General features: G+C 73.9%; 18 protein-coding genes and 1 pseudogene. 7 read left to right on the top strand and 12 right to left on the bottom strand.

Annotated elements, in window-relative coordinates; translation table 11 throughout:
* Nucleotides 1-9: 9 nt before the first annotated feature.
* From FVA95_RS19915 to lon, 3 genes and pseudogenes are all read left to right on the top strand, one after another.
* Complete coding sequence (locus FVA95_RS19915) at nt 10-735, top strand: hypothetical protein (protein WP_149665530.1); 726 nt, start codon at nt 10-12, stop codon at nt 733-735.
* Between the two features lie 154 nt (nt 736-889).
* Nucleotides 890-1201 (top strand): DUF2516 family protein, encoded by a 312-nt coding sequence (locus FVA95_RS19910; RefSeq protein ID WP_370460876.1) that lies wholly within the window; start codon nt 890-892, stop codon nt 1199-1201.
* Between the two features lie 117 nt (nt 1202-1318).
* Nucleotides 1319-3662 (top strand): annotated as a pseudogene (lon, locus tag FVA95_RS19905) (endopeptidase La).
* Between the two features lie 155 nt (nt 3663-3817).
* Here lon and FVA95_RS19900 read toward each other — a convergent pair.
* The 3 genes from FVA95_RS19900 to FVA95_RS19890 form a co-directional block, all read right to left on the bottom strand.
* Nucleotides 3818-4735, bottom strand: coding sequence for a DUF559 domain-containing protein (locus FVA95_RS19900; RefSeq protein WP_149665529.1), 918 nt, complete (start codon nt 4733-4735; stop codon nt 3818-3820).
* A gap of 249 nt (nt 4736-4984) precedes the next feature.
* Entirely contained in the window at nt 4985-5857 is an 873-nt protein-coding gene (gene purU / locus FVA95_RS19895; RefSeq protein WP_149665528.1) for a formyltetrahydrofolate deformylase, read from the bottom strand.
* Nucleotides 5857-6354 (bottom strand): DUF2505 domain-containing protein, encoded by a 498-nt coding sequence (locus FVA95_RS19890; RefSeq protein WP_020625756.1) that lies wholly within the window; start codon nt 6352-6354, stop codon nt 5857-5859. The genes purU and FVA95_RS19890 overlap by 1 nt, the downstream gene beginning before the upstream one ends.
* Nucleotides 6355-6377: 23 nt before the next feature.
* Between FVA95_RS19890 and FVA95_RS19885 the strand changes: the two genes are divergently transcribed.
* The 3 genes from FVA95_RS19885 to FVA95_RS19875 all read left to right on the top strand — a co-directional run bounded on the left by FVA95_RS19885 (nt 6378) and on the right by FVA95_RS19875 (nt 8961).
* The gene (locus FVA95_RS19885; RefSeq protein ID WP_149665527.1) at nt 6378-7427 is read left to right on the top strand and encodes a UDP-N-acetylmuramate dehydrogenase; all 1050 of its coding nucleotides are present in this window, start codon (nt 6378-6380) and stop codon (nt 7425-7427) included.
* 132 nt (nt 7428-7559) lie between these two features.
* Entirely contained in the window at nt 7560-8765 is a 1206-nt protein-coding gene (locus FVA95_RS19880; RefSeq protein ID WP_149665526.1) for an Ig-like domain-containing protein, read from the top strand.
* A 16-nt stretch (nt 8766-8781) separates the two neighbouring features.
* Nucleotides 8782-8961: a hypothetical protein gene (locus tag FVA95_RS19875; protein ID WP_149665525.1), complete on the top strand. Its 180-nt coding sequence runs from the start codon at nt 8782-8784 to the stop codon at nt 8959-8961.
* Here the strand turns inward: FVA95_RS19875 and FVA95_RS19870 are convergent.
* Together FVA95_RS19870 and FVA95_RS19865 are read right to left on the bottom strand one after the other, a co-directional pair.
* A complete protein-coding gene (locus FVA95_RS19870) occupies nt 8958-9695 on the bottom strand; it encodes an SDR family NAD(P)-dependent oxidoreductase (protein WP_149665524.1) in 738 nt (245 codons plus the stop codon). The genes FVA95_RS19875 and FVA95_RS19870 overlap by 4 nt on opposite strands.
* A gap of 17 nt (nt 9696-9712) precedes the next feature.
* Nucleotides 9713-10021 (bottom strand): DUF2530 domain-containing protein, encoded by a 309-nt coding sequence (locus FVA95_RS19865; RefSeq protein WP_149665523.1) that lies wholly within the window; start codon nt 10019-10021, stop codon nt 9713-9715.
* Nucleotides 10022-10086: 65 nt separating this feature from the next.
* Between FVA95_RS19865 and FVA95_RS19860 the strand changes: the two genes are divergently transcribed.
* The gene (locus FVA95_RS19860; RefSeq protein WP_149665522.1) at nt 10087-11520 is read left to right on the top strand and encodes an NCS2 family permease; all 1434 of its coding nucleotides are present in this window, start codon (nt 10087-10089) and stop codon (nt 11518-11520) included.
* A gap of 168 nt (nt 11521-11688) precedes the next feature.
* Here FVA95_RS19860 and FVA95_RS19855 read toward each other — a convergent pair whose 3' ends face one another.
* From FVA95_RS19855 to FVA95_RS19830, 7 genes are all read right to left on the bottom strand, one after another.
* A complete protein-coding gene (locus FVA95_RS19855) occupies nt 11689-12594 on the bottom strand; it encodes a family 16 glycosylhydrolase (RefSeq protein WP_149665521.1) in 906 nt (301 codons plus the stop codon).
* A 212-nt stretch (nt 12595-12806) separates the two neighbouring features.
* Nucleotides 12807-14306: a glycoside hydrolase family 16 protein gene (locus FVA95_RS31775; protein ID WP_149665520.1), complete on the bottom strand. Its 1500-nt coding sequence runs from the start codon at nt 14304-14306 to the stop codon at nt 12807-12809.
* Between the two features lie 78 nt (nt 14307-14384).
* Complete coding sequence (locus FVA95_RS19845) at nt 14385-14897, bottom strand: hypothetical protein (RefSeq protein WP_149665519.1); 513 nt, start codon at nt 14895-14897, stop codon at nt 14385-14387.
* 4 nt (nt 14898-14901) lie between these two features.
* A complete protein-coding gene (locus FVA95_RS19840; protein WP_149665518.1) occupies nt 14902-15846 on the bottom strand; it encodes a hypothetical protein in 945 nt (314 codons plus the stop codon).
* 47 nt (nt 15847-15893) lie between these two features.
* Complete coding sequence (locus FVA95_RS30910) at nt 15894-16052, bottom strand: hypothetical protein (RefSeq protein WP_161992364.1); 159 nt, start codon at nt 16050-16052, stop codon at nt 15894-15896.
* 3 nt (nt 16053-16055) lie between these two features.
* On the bottom strand, nt 16056-16571 hold the full coding sequence (locus FVA95_RS19835) for a hypothetical protein (protein ID WP_149665517.1): 516 nt from the start codon (nt 16569-16571) through the stop codon (nt 16056-16058).
* Nucleotides 16568-17032 carry a hypothetical protein gene (locus FVA95_RS19830; RefSeq protein ID WP_149665516.1) on the bottom strand — a complete coding sequence of 155 codons (465 nt, stop codon included), beginning with the start codon at nt 17030-17032 and terminating at the stop codon, nt 16568-16570. The genes FVA95_RS19835 and FVA95_RS19830 overlap by 4 nt, the downstream gene beginning before the upstream one ends.
* Nucleotides 17033-17132 lie beyond the last annotated feature (100 nt).

Raw genomic sequence — 17132 nt, 5'->3', positions numbered from 1 at the left:
ATCATGGCCGTGAACCTCCCCACCAGCGCCGACGTCCAGAAGCTGCGTGAGCAGACCGCCGAGCAGGCCGAGGTCGTCCGCACCCCGCTGCTCGCCGTCCTCGGTGCCGGCGACTACGCCTACAGCACCGTGACCAAGGTCGTCACCGACGCCCGCGAGACCGCCACCAAGCGCGCCGAGGAGGTCCAGACCCGCGTCCAGGAGCTCCCCGACGAGCTCAAGGAGCTGCGCGGCAAGCTGTCCTCGGACAACATCCGCAAGCAGATCGAGGAGTTCCGCTCCGAGGTCGAGGGTGTCTACGTCGGCTTCGCCCAGCGCGGTGAGAAGGCCTGGGGCCGCATCCGCAAGCAGCCGCAGGTCAAGCAGGCCATCGCGACGGTCGAGGACCTGACCGAGAAGTTCGACACCCGCGTCGACGAGTTCGTGGACGAGACCCACGAGGTCGCCGTCAAGACCCTCGGCGCCGTCACCACGCAGACCCGCTCGGTCGGTGAGAAGGTCGCCCGCCGCGCCCAGACCGCCGCGGGCGAGGTCGCCGAGGCCGTCACCGAGGTCTCGAAGGAGGCCGCCGAGGCGATCGAGGAGGCCGGCGACGAGGTCGCGTCCACCACGCGTTCGACCGCGCGCCGCACCGCCGCCAAGACCGACCCGAAGACCGCCACCGGCGCGAAGGTCCCGGCTCGCAAGCCGACCACCCGCCGTGGCACCTCGAGCGCGTCCGCCGCGAAGAAGTGACACCTGCCGGGCCCCGCGCCCGGTGAGCACGCACCGCGCCCCCGGCCGATCCTCGATCGGCCGGGGGCGTCGTCGTGTGCGGAGCCGTGGATGGTGCCGCCCGGGATGTGGCGCCGGACGTGACCAGCGCCCGGGTTGTCCGTACTCTGGCCGCGTGCTGTCGCTGCCAGGTGCCCCCGATGAAGTGATCATCTTCGTGATCAAGTGGATCATGGTGGTGGTCGGCGGGTTCTCGTTCGGGCACGCGCTGAGGCAACGCGCGGACGCCTTCACCGCGGCGGGCAAGCTCACCAAGAACGCCTGGCTGGGCATCACCGGTGTCGCGCTGCTGCTCCTGCTCATCACGAACGGCCCGATGTTCGGCGGTGCCATGTTCTGGTTGGCCGCGACCGTCGCGACGCTGGTCTACCTGGTCGACGTCAAGCCCGCGGTGATGGAGGTCCAGGGCGGCGGACCGCGCTGGTGACCCACCCGGTCCTCGGGGTGCTCACGGCCGTCCCGGCCCGCCGAGGTCCGCGTTCGCCCTGAGCGGACACGACTCAACTCCGGGAAGCGGAGGGCCCTCCGCGTGGTTGTGCCGGGCATGAGTGACGTGCTGACGCTCCCGGTCCTGCCCCTCGACGACGCCGTGGTCCTGCCCGGCATGGTCGTCCCCGTCCGTCTCGACGACTCCGACACCCGTGCCGCGGTGGACGCGGCCACCGCCGCGGCCCAGGACCGCGACGACGGGAGACGGGTGCTCGTCGTCCCCCGCATCGACGGCCGCTACGGCGCCATCGGCGTCGTCGCCGTGCTCGAGCAGATCGGCAGGCTCCCCAACGGGGACCGTGCCGCCGTCGTGCGCGGTGAGCGGCGCGCCCGCATCGGGTCGGGCGTCTCCGGTCCGGGCGCGGCGCTCTGGGTCGAGGCCGAGCCGATCGAGGCCGGTGCGCCCACCGGCCGTACCCAGGAGCTCGCCCGCGAGTACAAGGCCCTGGTCGTCGGCATCCTGCAGCAGCGGGGCGCCTGGCAGGTGATCGACTCGGTCCAGCAGACCGACGACCCGGGTGCGCTCGCCGACCTCGCCGGGTGGGCCTCGTGGCTCGACGTCGCACACAAGGCCGAGCTGCTCGCCGAGACCGATCTCGACGCCCGGCTGGAGAAGCTCCTGGAATGGACCAAGGAGCACGTCGCCGAGCAGGAGGTCAGCGAGAAGATCTCGAACGACGTCCGCGAGGGTATGGAGAAGCAGCAGCGCGAGTTCCTGCTGCGCCAGCAGCTCGCGGCCATCCGCAAGGAGCTCGGGGAGGACGACCCGGAGGGCTCCGACGACTACCGCGCCCGCGTGGAGGCCGCCGACCTGCCCGACGACGTCCGCAAGGCCGCGCTGACCGAGGTCGGCAAGCTGGAGCGCGCCTCGGACCAGAGCCCGGAGTCCGGCTGGATCCGGACCTGGCTCGACACGGTCCTCGACATCCCGTGGAGCACCACGACCGAGGACTCGTCGGACCTGGTGGAGGCCCGTCGCATCGTCGACGCCGACCACGCCGGCCTCGACGACGTGAAGGAGCGCCTCGTCGAGTTCCTCGCCGTGCGCGCCCGTCGCGGACGCAAGGGGCTCGACACGATCGGCGGCCGCGGCTCGGGCGCGGTGCTCTCGCTGGTCGGCCCGCCCGGCGTCGGCAAGACGTCGCTGGGGGAGTCGGTCGCCCGCGCGCTCGGCCGCAACTTCGTCCGCGTGGCGCTCGGCGGCGTGCGTGACGAGGCGGAGATCCGGGGCCACCGACGCACCTACGTCGGCGCGTTGCCCGGCCGCATCGTCCGCGCGATCCGCGAGGCGGGCTCGATGAACCCGGTCGTGCTGCTCGACGAGATCGACAAGGTCGGCAGCGACTTCCGCGGTGACCCGACCGCGGCGCTGCTGGAGGTGCTCGACCCGGCGCAGAACCACACCTTCCGCGACCACTACCTGGAGGTCGACCTCGACCTGTCGAACGTCCTGTTCCTGGCGACGGCGAACGACGCCTCCGCGATCCCCGGTCCGCTGGCCGACCGCATGGAGATCGTGACGCTCGACGGCTACACCGAGCCGGAGAAGGTCGCGATCGCCCGCGACCACCTGCTGCCGCGTCAGATCGCGAAGGCCGGTCTCGACGACGGCGACGTGGAGTTCACCGACGTCGCGCTGTCGATGATCGCCGCCGAGTACACCCGGGAGGCCGGGGTCCGGCAGCTGGAGCGGGGCCTGGCGAAGGTGCTGCGCAAGGTGGCGGTGCAGCTGGACGCGTCGGACACGGCGCGCCCGGTGCACGTCGACGCCGACGCGCTCGTCACCTATCTCGGACGGCCGCGGTTCACCCCGGAGTCCGCCGAGCGGACCTCGGTGCCGGGCGTCGCGACCGGACTGGCGGTGACCGGCGCCGGTGGGGACGTGCTGTTCATCGAGGCCACCGCGATGGAGGGCGAGCCTGGCCTGCAGATCACCGGGCAGCTGGGCGAGGTCATGACCGAGTCGGTCTCGATCGCCCTGTCCTACCTGCGCTCGCGCGGGCTGGCCGGTGACCTCGCGTCGCGCAAGCTGCACGTGCACGTCCCGGCCGGTGCGGTCCCGAAGGACGGCCCGTCCGCCGGCGTCACGATGACGACGGCGCTGGCGTCGCTCGCCTCCGGCAGGCCGGTCCGGTCGAGCGTGGGCATGACCGGCGAGGTGACGTTGCAGGGCAAGGTCCTGCCCATCGGCGGGGTGAAGCAGAAGCTGCTCGCCGCGCACCGGGCCGGACTGACCGACGTGATCATCCCGAAGCGCAACGAGCCCGACCTGGACGACGTCCCGGAGCCGGTGCGCGCCGAGCTGCGGGTGCACCCGGTCGCCGACGTCGCCCGAGGTGCTCCGGATCGCTCTGGAGCCGGCCCACGAGGCGGCGGAGGCCGAGCAGCCCGCGGCCTGACCCCCGTCCGACCCGCGGCGTGAGCCGCACGAACCGGCGCCCGTCCCGCACACGCGGGGCGGGCGCCGTCGTGTGCGCGCCCGCCCCTGGCCGTGCCGTCCCGCGCCGCGCCGCCCCGCGCCCCAGTCGATCCGGGAACTGCGCCGAGATGCAGCTCAGCGGGATCTGTCGATCTCCACGGCCCGCTGACCTGCATCTCGACGACTGTGGTCGAGCACCTGGCCCACCTCGGCGACGATCTCGTCGGGGCGTCGGTGCATGTCCAGGGCCGTGTAGCGCAGCACCCGCCACCCCGCCGCGACGAGACGGGTGTGCCGCCCGGCGTCGGCGCGGGCCGCCTCGGGCGTCGCGAAGTGGCCGCCGCCGTCGTACTCGATGCCGAGCCGGTGGTCGGGGTAGGCCAGGTCCAGCCACAGCGCCGTGCGCCGGGCGTCGTCGAGCACCGGGTGCTGGGGTACCGGCCGCGGCAGGCCACCCCGGACGAGGACCAGCCGGAGGCGGGTCTCCGGCGGGGAGCCGGCGCGGGGGTCGGCCCACACCAGCGCGTCGACCACGCGCCGGACACCACGGGCATGGGTGTGCCGGGCCGCGAGGTTCAGCAGTACGTCCGGCGCGAACGACCCGCGGGACAACGCGTCGACGGCGACGACACCCTCGGTCGGGCCCGACCACCGGGCCAGGTCGAAGGCGGTACGCAGGCGGGTCGTGACGCGGACACCGCGGACGCCGGTGACCTCGTCGGGGTCCAGGACGTCGCGCCGGACCACGACGCCGTCGCGGGATCGGGGCCCGGCGCGCACCGCGGTCACCGCGACCTCGGCGGGCGCGGCCCGCGGGGCGCAGGACGCGCCCAGGACCTCGGCGGCGGAGTACCCGCAGAGCACCGCGTCCGGTCCGGCCCACAGGTACGCCGCCAGCGACCGCAGCCGCAGGTCGGCGTGGGCGTCGGCAGGGGCGTAGGTGTCCGGGAGCAGCCGGCGGAAGCGGGGCCCGCGCAGGAGGTCGGGCGTGACGAGACCCGCCGCCAGGGCCGCGGTCCCGCGGAACACCTCGGGCCATCCGGGGATCGTCATGCACCGATCGTGCTCCGGGCGCCGCGCCCGCCGGACCGGATCAGCCGGACTCCGTCGCCATCGCGAACCGAGGACGTACGCCGAGATGCAGCTCAGCGGGAATAGTGGATCTCCGCGGCCCGCTGAGCTGCATCTCGGCGCCGTTCCGCCGCGCTCCGGCGGGCTGGGGCCCGGTCCGCCCCGCGCGGGACGTACCGCGCCTCACGGTGCGCGTGACGCACCGCCCGGGCGCGGCTCGGCCCCACGACCTCAGCGGAAGACGACGGTCCGGTTGCCCTGGATCAGGACGCGGTCCTCCAGATGCCACCGCAGCCCACGGGCCAGCACCAGGCGCTCGATGTCGCGCCCCCGGCGCACCATGTCGGTCGCGGTGTCCCCGTGGTCGACGCGGGCGACGTCCTGCTCGATGATCGGGCCCGCGTCGAGGTCGGCGGTCGCGTAGTGACAGGTCGCGCCGATCAGCTTCACCCCGCGCCGGTGCGCTTGGTGGTAGGGCCGCGCCCCGGCGAAGGACGGCAGGAAGCTGTGGTGGATGTTGATCGCCCGCCCGGCCCAGGCCTCGCACAGGTGTGCGGGCAGGACCTGCATGAAGCGGGCGAGCACGATCGCGTCGGGGTCGTCGGCGTCGACGAGCTTGCGGATCTCCTCGAACGCGGTGACCTTGCCCTGCTCGCGGGCCGGGTCGCCGGGGGCGGGGAACGGCACGTGGTGGAACGGCACCCCGTGCGCGGCGACGACCGGTTCCAGCGACGTGTGGTTGCCGATCACCCGGGTGATCTCCACCGGCAGCTCGTCGGCCCACACCCGGCCGAGGATGTCGTGCAGGCAGTGCTGGTCGCGGGTCACCAGGAGCACGGCGCGCTTGCGGACGCCGGTGTCGGAGATGCGGTGTTCGCCGCCCAGCTCGGCGGCGACCGGGGCGAACCGGGCGCGGAGCTCGTCGACGTCGAAGGGGACCGACGCGGCGTCGACGACCTGGCGGGTGCAGAACACCCCGGCCTCGACGTCGGCGTGGTAGGCGGCCTCGGTGATGGAGGCGCCCAGCTCGGCGAGGAAGGTCGAGATGCGCGCGACGATGCCGGTGCGGTCCGGGCAGGACAGGGTGATCACGTAGTGGGACATCAGGAGATCCGGGAGAGGGTGAACTGGGTCTCGGCGGCGAGCAGCTGTTCGATCTGCCCGGCGACCGCCTGCTCGATCCTCCCACCCACCAGCGGGACCTTCACCGTGACCTCGGCCCGGATCCGGACCTCGCTGCCGCCGTCGACGTCGGCGATCCGCATCACCGACCGGGCGGTGGCGGGGGTGCCGATGACCTGCACGGACCCGGTGCCGTCGTAGACGCCGGAGTCGCCGGCCCGCCACTGCTCGGTGCGGTCGATCTGCAGGTCCCCGCCGGGCACGAAGGAGGACACGATCGACGGCAGGTGCTCGCCGGGGATCCCGTGCCGCAGCGTGTAGCGGACGCCGTCGGGGGTGGTCTCGTACGCGGTCACGCCGGCCCCGGGACCGCCGATGTGGCGCAGCTGCTCCTCCAGCAGATCGCGGTCGACCATCGCCGCGTAGACCGTCGAGGACGGGTGCGCGGACGTTGCGCGGTAGTCGATCGTGCGCGGCATGGGCGAAGGCTACCGTTGCGGTCGTGAGTTCCCCCGCTCCGACGACGGTCGACCCGATGCTCAGCGCGCACACCACACTGCGTCTCGGTGGACCGGCCTCCCGCATCGTGCGCACCGAGGGCGCGGCCGAGGTGGTCGAGGCCGTGGCCGGCGCCGACCGGTCGGGGGAGCGGGTGCTGCTGGTGGGCGGCGGGTCGAACCTCGTCGTCGCCGACGCCGGGTTCGACGGCACCGCCGTGCTGATCGCCGGGCAGGGTGTCCGCCACGAGCGCGACGGCGACCGGGTGCTGCTGACCGCCGAGGCGGGCGTCGACTGGGACGAGCTGGTGGCCGGCGCCGTCGCCGACGGGCTCGGCGGGCTGGAGTGCCTGTCCGGGATCCCCGGGCGGACCGGCGCGACCCCGGTCCAGAACGTGGGCGCCTACGGCGTCGAGGTCGCCGACCTGCTCGTCGACGTCGACCTCTACGACCGGCGCACCGGGACCGTCCGCGAGCACGTCCCCGCCTCGGACCTGGGGCTCGCCTACCGCACCAGCATCCTCAAGGGCAACGACGACGCGATCGTCCTGCGGGTGCGCTTCGCCCTGAACGCCGACGGCCGCTCCGCCCCGATCCGCTACGGCGAGCTCGCCCGCACCCTCGGCGTCGAGCCGGAGGCGCGGACCGACCCGGCCGCCGTCCGCGAGGCGGTGCTCGCGCTGCGCCGCGGGAAGGGCATGGTCCTCGACGCCGACGACCACGACACCTGGTCGGCCGGGTCGTTCTTCACCAACCCGATCCTGCCCGTCGACCGCGCGCCGCAGGTCGACGGCCTGGCCGCCTGGCCCGCGGGGGAGGGCCGGGTCAAGCTCAGCGCCGCCGGGCTGATCCAGAACGCGGGATTCGGCCGCGGGCACGCCGGCCCCGGCGGCCGGGTGTCGCTGTCCACCCGGCACGTCCTGGCCCTGACCCACCGCGGCGGCGGGACGACGGCCGACCTGCTGGCCCTGGCCCGGGAGGTGCAGGGCGGCGTCGCCGAGCGGTTCGGCGTGACCCTGCACCCCGAACCGGTGCTGGTGAACTGCGCCGTCTGACACCCTCTGTGGTCCGGCGTCCGGTTCGTCTTACGCCGCACGGGGGAGTGCCGTCCTCCTGCCGGTCGGAGGCGCCGGATCCGGGCGTACGGTCGGTGTCCAACGCAGGAGATCGAGTACGCGGGGGAACGGTTGCGACGGGTACTGATCGTCGTGGTGGCGCTGATCGGCGCGCTGAGCATCGTCGGGGCGGTGGCCCTGGCGGCCTCGGCGCAGGACCCGGCGGCGCCGCAGGCCGCACCGCCCCCGGCCGGGCCGCAGGTGAGCTACCAGCCGCCAGTGCGCAGCGCGGGCGGAGCGGGCACCGACACCGTCTCGGCGGCGACGGCGAACCCGGCGCAGCCGGTGTCGGTCCGCACGGCGGGCGGCGTGCTGGACGGGGTGTCGCTCACCGACCCGGACGGCGACGCCGTCGACGGCGCGCTGTCCTCGGACCGCACGACCTGGACCAGCAGCGGTGACCTGGACTTCGCCACCACCTACACCTGGCACGGTCGTGCCGTCGCCCCGGACGGCACGGCGACCCCGGTGCAGGGCACCGTCGCGACGCTGAAGCCCGCCCACACCGTGCGCGGCACCCTGAACATCGGCGACGACCGCACCGTCGGCATCGCCGCGCCGATCGAGATCCAGTTCGACCGGCACGTCCAGGACCGCGCCGCGATCGAGAAGGTCCTGAAGGTCACGACCTCGAAGCAGGTCGAGGGCGCGTGGGGCTGGCTGCCGGACGAGAACGGCGGCTCGCGCGTGCACTGGCGGCCGAAGGAGTACTGGCCGTCGGGCACGAAGGTCACCGTGGACGCGCCGCTCAAGGGCGTCGACTACGGCGGCGGCAGCTACGGCGCCGAGGACCTGAGCACGTCGTTCACCATCGGCCGCGCCCAGATCGTCAAGGCCGACGCCCGCTCGTTCCGGATGATCGTGATCCGCGACGGCAAGCAGGTCGCGGACTACCCGGCGTCCTACGGCCTGGCCGACGACCCGAACCGCAACACCCGCTCGGGCATCCACGTCGTCACCGAGAAGTTCACCGACAAGCGGATGGTCTCCGCGCAGTACGGCTACGACGTCGTCGAGAAGTGGGCCGTCCGGATGAGCAACAACGGCGAGTTCATCCACGCCAACCCGGTCTCGGCCGCCGCGCAGGGCACCGCCAACGTCACCCACGGCTGCGTGAACCTGTCGATCGAGAACGCCAAGGCGTACTACGACACCGTCCTCTACGGCGACCCGGTCGAGGTCACCGGCACGCCGGTGCAGCTCTCCGCCCGCGACGGCGACCTCTGGGACTGGACGCTGTCCTGGGACAAGTGGAAGGGGTTGTCGGCGCTGTCCTAGCGGGTACCCGCCGGGCATGAGCGTTCCCGACGACCGCGCCGCCAGCCGATCCACCCCGCTGCCGGAGGAGGAGGGCACCGAGCCCGACGCCGCGCAGATCCTGGGCGAGTCCGAGGAGCGGATCGCCGGCGCCGTCCGGGGCGAGCGCCCCGGCGACGACGCCGACGAGAACCGCCGGTCGGAGGAGACCCTCTAGCGACGGTGCCGCCGGGTGCCCGACGCCTGATCGCGCGGCTTGAGCACGATCTGGTCCAGGTTGACGTGCGACGGCCGGGTCGCGGCGAAGACGATCGTGTCGGCAACGTCGTCGGCGGTCAGCGGGGTCAGGCCCTCGTAGACCTTCGCCGCCTTCTCGGCGTCGCCGAGACGCACCTGCGAGAACTCCGTCTCCACCATGCCGGGGCAGATCTCGGTGATCCGGATCGGTTCGCCGAGCAGCTCCCCGCGCAGGGTGCGGTGCAGCATCGCCTGGGCGTGCTTGGCGCCGGTGTAGCCGGCGCCGTTGTCGTAGAAGTCCAGCGCGGCGATCGAGGTCACGGTGACGATGTGCCCGTCGCCAGAGGCCCGCAGCTTCGGCAGGAACGCCTGGGTGAGGCGCAGCGTGCCGGCGACGTTGGTCTCCCACATCCAGCGCCAGTCCTCCTCGTCGGCGTCCGCGACGGGCTCCAGGCCCTTCGCGCCGCCGGCGTTGTTGACCAGCAGCTTCGCCTCGGGCACCGCATCGGCGAACGCGCGGACGGACTCCCGGTCGGTGACGTCGAGGGGCAGCGCGGTCCCTCCGATCTCCTTCGCGATCTCCTCGCAGCGCTCCACCCGGCGGGCTTCCAGCACCACGTGGAAGCCCGCGGCCCCGAGTGCGCGGGCGGTGGCGGCGCCGATCCCGGAGGAGGCGCCGGTGACGACGGCGGTCGGACGGTCGTTCGCAGTCATGCCGCCGAGCCTATGACCTACCTCGGCTCGACGCCGCGCTGTGCCGACCGGTCCCCGCGCCGGGCCGCGGCCCGTTGCGCGGAGAACACCGCGGCGCCGAACAGGCCCACCCCGGCCCCGGCGACGCAGGTCCAGAACCAGGCGCCGGTACCGTTCGCGGGGTCGAACCCGGAACCGGTGACCATCGCGAACACGGCGGCGACACCCGCGCCGAGGGCCCACAGCAGCATCCCGCCGAGGATCACCGGGGGGGACTCGTAGAAGCGCGCCGGCAAGGGCGGCGGGGGCGGTGGATCGCTCGCGCGCTCGCTCTCGTGGGCCGTCACGGGGCCGTAGCCTAAACGGTGCACGGACGGAACCCGCAGCGTTGCGCCGCGTCTAGGGTGTCGCCGTGATCGAGCGCCTGTTCCGCGTGTCCGAACGCGGCTCCACCGTCTCCCGTGAACTGCGCGGGGGACTCGTCACGTTCATGGCGATGGCCTACATCATCGTCCTGAACCCGCTGATCCTCGGCAGCGTCACGCCGGGAGACCCGTCGGCCAAGGCCGACGCGCTGGGCGGGATCCTCCCGGTCGCCCAGGTCGCCGCGGTGACCGCCCTCGTCGCAGGCGTGATGACGATCCTCTTCGGCGTGATCGCGAACTACCCGTTCGCGATCGCCACCGGCCTGGGGATCAACACCCTGCTGGCCGTGACCATCGCGCCGATGATGACCTGGCCCGAGGCGATGGGCCTGGTCGTCATCAACGGCATCATCATCGTGATCCTCGCCCTGACCGGCTTCCGGACGGCGGTGTTCAACGCCGTCCCCACCGAGCTCAAGACGGCGATCGCGGTCGGCATCGGCGCGTTCATCGCGCTGATCGGCCTGGTCGACTCCGGCTTCGTCCGCCGCCTGCCCGACGCGGCCAACACCACGGTCCCGGTCGGCCTGGGCACCGGCGGCTCCATCGCCTCGTGGCCGACGTTCGTGTTCGTCGTCGGGCTGATCATCGTCGGCGTGCTGGTCGCCCGCGGCGTGCGGGCGGGCATCCTGATCGGCGTCGTGGTCAACACCATCATCGCGATCGTCGTCGAGGCGATCGTGCGGGTCGGTCCCGGTGGCCCGACCAACCCCGGCGGCTGGTCGCTCGCGGTGCCCGCGATCCCGGACCGGATCGTCGGGCTGCCGGACCTGTCGCTCGTCGGCCAGGTCTCGCTCGGCGCCTTCACCCGGCTCGACATCATCACCGTCGTCCTGCTGATCTTCACTCTGGTGCTGGCGAACTTCTTCGACGCCATGGGCACGCTCACCGGCCTCGGTCGCCAGGCGGGCCTGACCGACTCCGACGACAAGCTCCCGAACGTCGGGAAGGCGCTGGTCGTCGAGGGTGCGGGCGCGGTCGCCGGTGGTGTGGGGTCCGCGTCGTCGAACACGATCTTCGTCGAGTCCGCGGCCGGTATCGCCGAGGGTGCGCGGACGGGACTGGCGAACGTCCTGACCGGTCTCCTGTTCCTGCTGGCGATGTTCTTCACGCCGCTGTACTCGATCGTCCCGGTCGAGGCCGCCGCCCCGGCGCTGGTCGTCGTCGGCGCGCTGATGTTCCGCCAGATCACCTCGGTCTCGCTCGACGACCTGCACACCGCGATCCCGGTGTTCCTGACGATCACCGTCATGCCGTTCACCTACTCGATCGCCAACGGCATCGGCGCCGGGTTCGTCAGCTATGTCGCGCTCGCGGCGGCCACCGGGCGCGCGAAGCAGGTCCACCCCCTGATGTGGGTGGTGGCGGTGCTGTTCGTGGGGTACTTCGGCGTGGGACCGTTGCGGGAGCTGCTCGGCTAGAACTTTCCGCCCACCACTCTTGCTTACTTAGGCAAGGCTGCGCTAACTCACAGAGGTCGCTTCGTGGTGGGAGCGGCGCGTCAGTTCGGGACAGGAGAAGGCCCCGGACCCCACAGGGTCCGGGGCCTCCTTCTTTCCCCGGTCACACCCGTCCCGCCGCCGAGCGGGTCAGGGCGCGTAGATGCGGACCCAGTCGACCTGGAAGTCCAGCGTCTCCGGCGAGGTCGCGTCCGGCGCCGGGATCCAGTCGTCGCCGTAGGGGCCGATGTCCTGCTGCATCGCCAGGTGCATCGACCGCGGCGGGATCTGCTCCGGATCGGTGGTGCGGAAGACCTCGGCGCCGTCGATGTAGAACACGACCCGGTCGGGCAGCCACTCGACGGCGTAGGTGTGCCACTGCGTGAAGTCGCCGCGGATCGTCTTGCCGACCTGGCTGTTGTCCTCCCCGTAGTGGACGATCGTGTGCGTCTCGTTCCGCTCGGGCTTCGGGATCTCTATGAAGTTGAGCTCGCCGCCCTCGGGCCAGTCCTCGGCGTCCGGCCAGAGCAGCGCGACGTCTCCGTAGCCGACGCCGGGGTTCGTCTTCGCCCGGATCTCCCAGCGGCCGTACTGCTGGCCGCCCCGCCAGGCCAGCCCGGCGGAGGTGCTCCCGCGGCTGGTGAGGACGAGCTCGCCGTCGCGGACCGCGATGTTCTCGGCCCGGTGCCGGCCGTTGCCCCCGGTGGTCTCACCCGTGTACGGGCTCCAGCGCGTGCGGTCGAGCGCGGTGCCGTCGAACTCGTCGTGGTCGGTGAGGCGCCAGCCGTTGCGCACGGCCGCCTCGGTGTCCGAGCGGGACGCGGGGTCGAGCTCGCCGACCTCGGCCGGCCGCTCCTGGTCGTGCATCCCGCCCGGCGACGGCGGGGCCGCCGGTGCGGGAGTCGGGGAGGACGAGCCGGTGAGCAGGGTCGGTTCCACGGCGACCGTGACGATCCCGGCCAGAACGGCCAGACCCGCCACGAGGCCGACGACCGCGGGCCAGCGGCGACGCGCCGGGGCCTCGGGGTCGTGCTCCTGCTCCGTCTGCTCCTGCACGACCCACTCCTTGATCGTCGACGGCGGGTCGGCGGCAGCCTAGGAGTGGTCGGCTGTGGGGGAGCTGAGAGGCCAGGGCCACCTCGCACCGTGCACCGGGCCGGAGCGCCCAGCGTGGTGGCTGCATGATCGACCGTTGTGGAGCGGAGAGGTCGTCCTGCCCACCTCCGCACTCCACAACCGGTGATCATGCTCGGGTGAATGCCGCCCGGTCAGCCGGCCGAGCCCGGTGCCGTCCCGCTGTCGGTCGTCGCGCCGGGCGAGCCCCCGTCGAGGGTGTACTGGCGGACCCAGTCGACCTGCATCTGCGTCTCCTTCCCCGAGCCGCCGCCCTTGGGGAACCAATCGAGCTGGATGCACAGGTGCATCGGCCCCGGCGGCTGCACCTTCTCCTCGGTGGTCTCGAACCACTTCTCGCCGTCGACGTAGGCGGTGATCCGGTCCGGCGTCCACTCCAGGGCCCAGTTGTGCCACTGCGTCGCGTCGACCTCGACCGAGCCCTCGACCTGGGAGTTGTCCGCGCCGTAGTGGAAGAACGCGTTGGTCTTCTGCCGCTGCGGGTCCATCATCTCCATGAAGTCGAGCTCGCCGCCCTCGGGCCAGTTCTCCGCGGTGGGCCAGAGCAGCAGCAGGGCGTTGTACGACGGGTCCCCGACCGGCGCGCGCACCCGGCCCTCCCAGCGGCCGTACTGCTGGGAGCCCTCCTTCCACGCCATGCCCGCGGTGTTGCCCTGGCTGTCCCCGGTGATCGTCAGGACGCCGTCCGCCACGCTCGCCGCGTCCGGGGTGCGGCGGCCGTTGCCCGCGTGCCCGGCGCCGTCGTAGATGCTCCAGCCCTCGGTGCCGTTGTCGAACTCGTCGGCCCGGACGGGCTGCCCCCAGCCGAGCTTCGCCGCCGCCGTGGTGCCCTCTGCGCCCGGGGCGCTCCCGGTGGCGGGAGCCGGGTCCGTGCCGCCGGTGCCGGTGGGGCGGCAGGGCGGCGGTGTCCGGGAGCCGGCGGTACCGGATCCGCCGGTGAGGAGCCCGGCGGCCGCGTCGTCGCTCGTGCCGTAGGCGGTGGCGCCGGACTCGTCGGGGGCGGCGGTGGTGCCGCTGCCGGAATCGCGGCCCGTCCCGCTGTCGGAACCGGAGGAGGCGGTACCGCCACCGCGCTCGGAGTCGTTGCCGCCGGAGCCGGAGCCGGAGCCGGAGCCGGAGCCGGAGCCGGAGCCGGAGCCGGAGCCGGAGCCGGAGCCGGAGCCGGTCGCATCGCCCGACCCGCCGGAACGGCCGGTGTCGTCGGAGCGGCCCGCTCCGCCGTCGCCCCCATCGCCGCGACGGTCCGTCGAGCTGCCGTCGGAGCTGTCACCGGAGTCGTCGGCGCTGCCGGACCCGTCGGTCCCGCTGTCACGCTCCCCGCCACCGGAGCCGTCGGAACCCGAGCTGTCGGAACCCGAGCTGGAGTCCGAGCCGCCGGAACCCGAGCCGCTGGACCCGGACCCACCGGAACCCGACCCGGACCCCGTACCGACGCACACCTCGCCACCGGCCCCCAGCTCCAGGTCCGGCCGCGGCGCACCGGCGGCGTCCTGCCCGGAGCTCGTCGACGGCGTCGCCGAGCCCCCGGGTTCCACCCCCACCAGCTCCCCGGCGGGCCCCAGCGCCAGCAGGACGACCGTGACCCCCTTGGCCAGCAGGGACTTGAGCAGCTGCTCCAGCTCGTCGGCGGTCATCGCCCACTCCAAGGTTCGGTCACGTCAGTCGTCCACATCGGGGGTGTCGGTGGTGATGGGGGTGTCGGCGGTGACCAGTCAGTGGCCCGCCTCGTCGAGCTGAAGCACCACCCGGGTGCGCCAGCGGCGGACCTCCGGTGCCGTACCGGGCCCGGCCGTCGTCGTGCGGACGGTCGCGACGAGCGCCGTGCGTCCGCGGGCCCAGTCGGTGGCGCTCTCGTCGAGGTCCTCGACCTCGGCGGTCCGGCCCGAACCGGGTGGCGGCGGGTCGAGGACGGGCGCTCCGGCGGCGGCCGGGCTGCCGGGCAGCGCGTACGGGGTGCCGTCGAGGGTGGTGTCCCCGGCCGCGCCGGGACCGGCGCCGTGCGCGGCGACGAGGTAGGCGCGCGCCACCGCCCCGGGCGACGACGGCCGCGTCGCCGGCACGGCTGGCTCCGGTCCGCGGACGGGGCCGGGATCGCCGAGGGCGTCCCGGTCGGCCGAGGTCAGCACCGCCTGCGACGGTGGTCCGGGCAGCAGCGCGGGCACCAGCAGGGCCAGGGGCACCGCGAGGACCGCGGCGAGCACGAGCAGCGGCAGGGAACGTCGCACGGGGTCACTCCGCGAAGCTGATGTGGATGTGGTCGTAGTGGCCGCCGGTCGCGTCGGCGGTGTCGTAGACCCCGCCGCCGGTGTAGCGACGGCCCCAGCCGGAGCCGTCGGCGCGCACCGAGGGGTCCCAGTAGCGGCCCTGCCAGATCAAGTACTTGACCTTCAGCGGGGCCGCGTTGCGTTCCAGCCAGTGCGCGATCGCCCAGCCCTCGTCGAGGTCGGCGCCCTTCGCGACCGCCCCGGCCTTCCCGGTGAACACGTCGCAGGCCTTGCCCTTCGGATGGTCCGACCGCGGGTTCTGCAGGTGCTCGTCCCAGCAGCCGACCGTCTCGATCGTCGGGCCGAACACCGCTTCGACGGCGTCGAGGCCGTGCTTCGACGCGCCGGTGAGACAGCCGTCGGAGCGCACCGGGTCGGGTTCGTGGCACCCCGTCGCACCGCCGGTCCAGGCGGGCGCCGGCGCCGATGCGGCGTCCTTCGCCGGTGCCTTCGCCGCGGGTGCCTTCGCCGGGGCGGCCTTCTGCGGCGGTGGCGGGGACGACTCGCGGTCGTCGACGGCCGTCGTACCGGAGTAGTCGGCGACGAAGCCGTGCACCGCGTCGAGGTAGCGCCGGATCGCCGACGCGCACGCCTGCGAGCAGTTCGCCTCGCCGGCCGCCGGAACCCCCGAGCTCGACCCGGTGACCCGGCTGCAGCCCGCGATGTGGCAGACCAGCATCGCGTCGAGCACCGGGACGTCCTTCGGGGTCGTCGCGAGATACCCGGCGGCGGCGCGCAGCGTCGAGCAGAGCCACGGCACGACGACGCGCAGGTGCCCCTCCGGCTCGGTGAGCGCCGCGTCCGGCCAGGGTGCGCCGCCGGCTGCGACCCAGGTCCGTTCCGAGACCTGCAGCAGTCCGGCGGCGGTGCCGGTGCGCAGCTCCGGGTCCCAGCCCGACTCCGCCTGCACCTGGGCGACCACCCAGGCCGGCGGCAGCTCCGGGCAGCCCTGCGAGGTCAGCTCCGTGACCAGGTCGAGGTAGGGCGCGCCGCCTCCGGCACCCGTGCCGCGTCGATGCCCGAGGTGACCGGCTCCGCGGTGGGTGCAGCCAGGACCTGGCCCGCCGTTCCCAGCAGGAGTCCGACGACGACCGGCACGATCAGCAGCGCGCGCACGGCTCACCGTCCCGGCCCGGTCGGGAGGGCCAGTAACCCACGCATCGGTCGCAGCCCACCGACGCCGGCCGGGGTGAGCGGCCGGTCGAGCCGTCCGGACGTGGTCAGTGCGGTGACGACCCGGCCGATCGCGTCGGCGTAGCGGCGGACGGCGGCCGAGGGCCCGGGCCGGGTGAGGACCCCGGCCGCGTCCGACCACGGGTCCGCCGAGCGGGCCCAGCCGGGCACCGCGGGCAGCGCGACGACGGCTGCCCAGCCGGGCCCCGCGGCGTCGGCGTCGATGCCGTCGGGGTCGGCGGTGCCGGGGTGCAGGACGAGGACCGGTGAGCCCGGCCCGGGCACCGGGGCGACGCGGGCCGCGGCAGCCAGCCCGGCCGCGGTGTCCCGCGTGACGACGACGTCGGGCAGCAGGTCCGGCCCGCACACGCGCCCCACGTCACGGCCGTGCAGGGCCCGGGCGACGGTCGTCGTCCCGACCCCGCCGGCCAGGCCCCCGACGACGGGGACACGCCCGGTCACCGCACACCGCCCCGCGCGAGGTCGACCGGCGACGGCCGCCGGGCCGGCTCGGCCACGGGCCCCGCGTCGACGACGAGCCCGTCGTCGGTGAGCGCCACGGCCACCTCCAGCCGGACCCACCGCGCGGCCAGCCCGCGCCAGCCGCGCGCGGCCGGGGCGGGTGCCCCGGCGGGCGCCCCGATCGGGTCGTCGGGTTCGGGCTCCGGCGCGGCCGTCCCACGGGCGTCGACACGGCGGTAGGGCACGACCCGCACCCGGACGTCGACGACGGCCCGGTCGGCATCGGCGCGGACCCGGCCCGGCAACACGAGGTCGGCCCGCTGACGCCCGGTCCCGGTCCAGCCGAGCAATCCGTCGGCCGCGGTGGCGGGCAGGTAGGCGGCGAGGACTCGCGCGCGGCGGTCGACGTCGTCCTCGTCCCAGGACAGCAGGTCCGCGGCGAAGGCCCCGGGCCTGTGCAACGAACGGTGGTTCCGGCCCGACACGCCGGACCTCAGCGTCCGGCGGGATGGGCACTGTGAGTGATGACATCAGACCCTATGGGCTCTGCTGAGAACGAGA

Source organism: Pseudonocardia sp. EV170527-09 (assembly GCF_008369905.1).
Classification (GTDB): domain Bacteria; phylum Actinomycetota; class Actinomycetes; order Mycobacteriales; family Pseudonocardiaceae; genus Pseudonocardia.
The sequence above is the reverse complement of the archived record's forward strand: the minus strand, read 5'-3'. Positions and strand labels throughout refer to the sequence as shown.

Coding starts and splice junctions, on each gene's coding strand:
- FVA95_RS19900 (WP_149665529.1), bottom strand. CDS start 4,735: ATGACGATCCCCGGATGGCCCGAGGTGTTCCGCGGGACCGCGGCCCTG.
- FVA95_RS31775 (WP_149665520.1), bottom strand. CDS start 14,306: ATGACCGCCGACGAGCTGGAGCAGCTGCTCAAGTCCCTGCTGGCCAAG.
- purU (WP_149665528.1), bottom strand. CDS start 5,857: ATGTCCCACTACGTGATCACCCTGTCCTGCCCGGACCGCACCGGCATC.
- FVA95_RS19890 (WP_020625756.1), bottom strand. CDS start 6,354: ATGCCGCGCACGATCGACTACCGCGCAACGTCCGCGCACCCGTCCTCG.
- FVA95_RS19870 (WP_149665524.1), bottom strand. CDS start 9,695: ATGACTGCGAACGACCGTCCGACCGCCGTCGTCACCGGCGCCTCCTCC.
- FVA95_RS19875 (WP_149665525.1), top strand. CDS start 8,782: ATGAGCGTTCCCGACGACCGCGCCGCCAGCCGATCCACCCCGCTGCCG.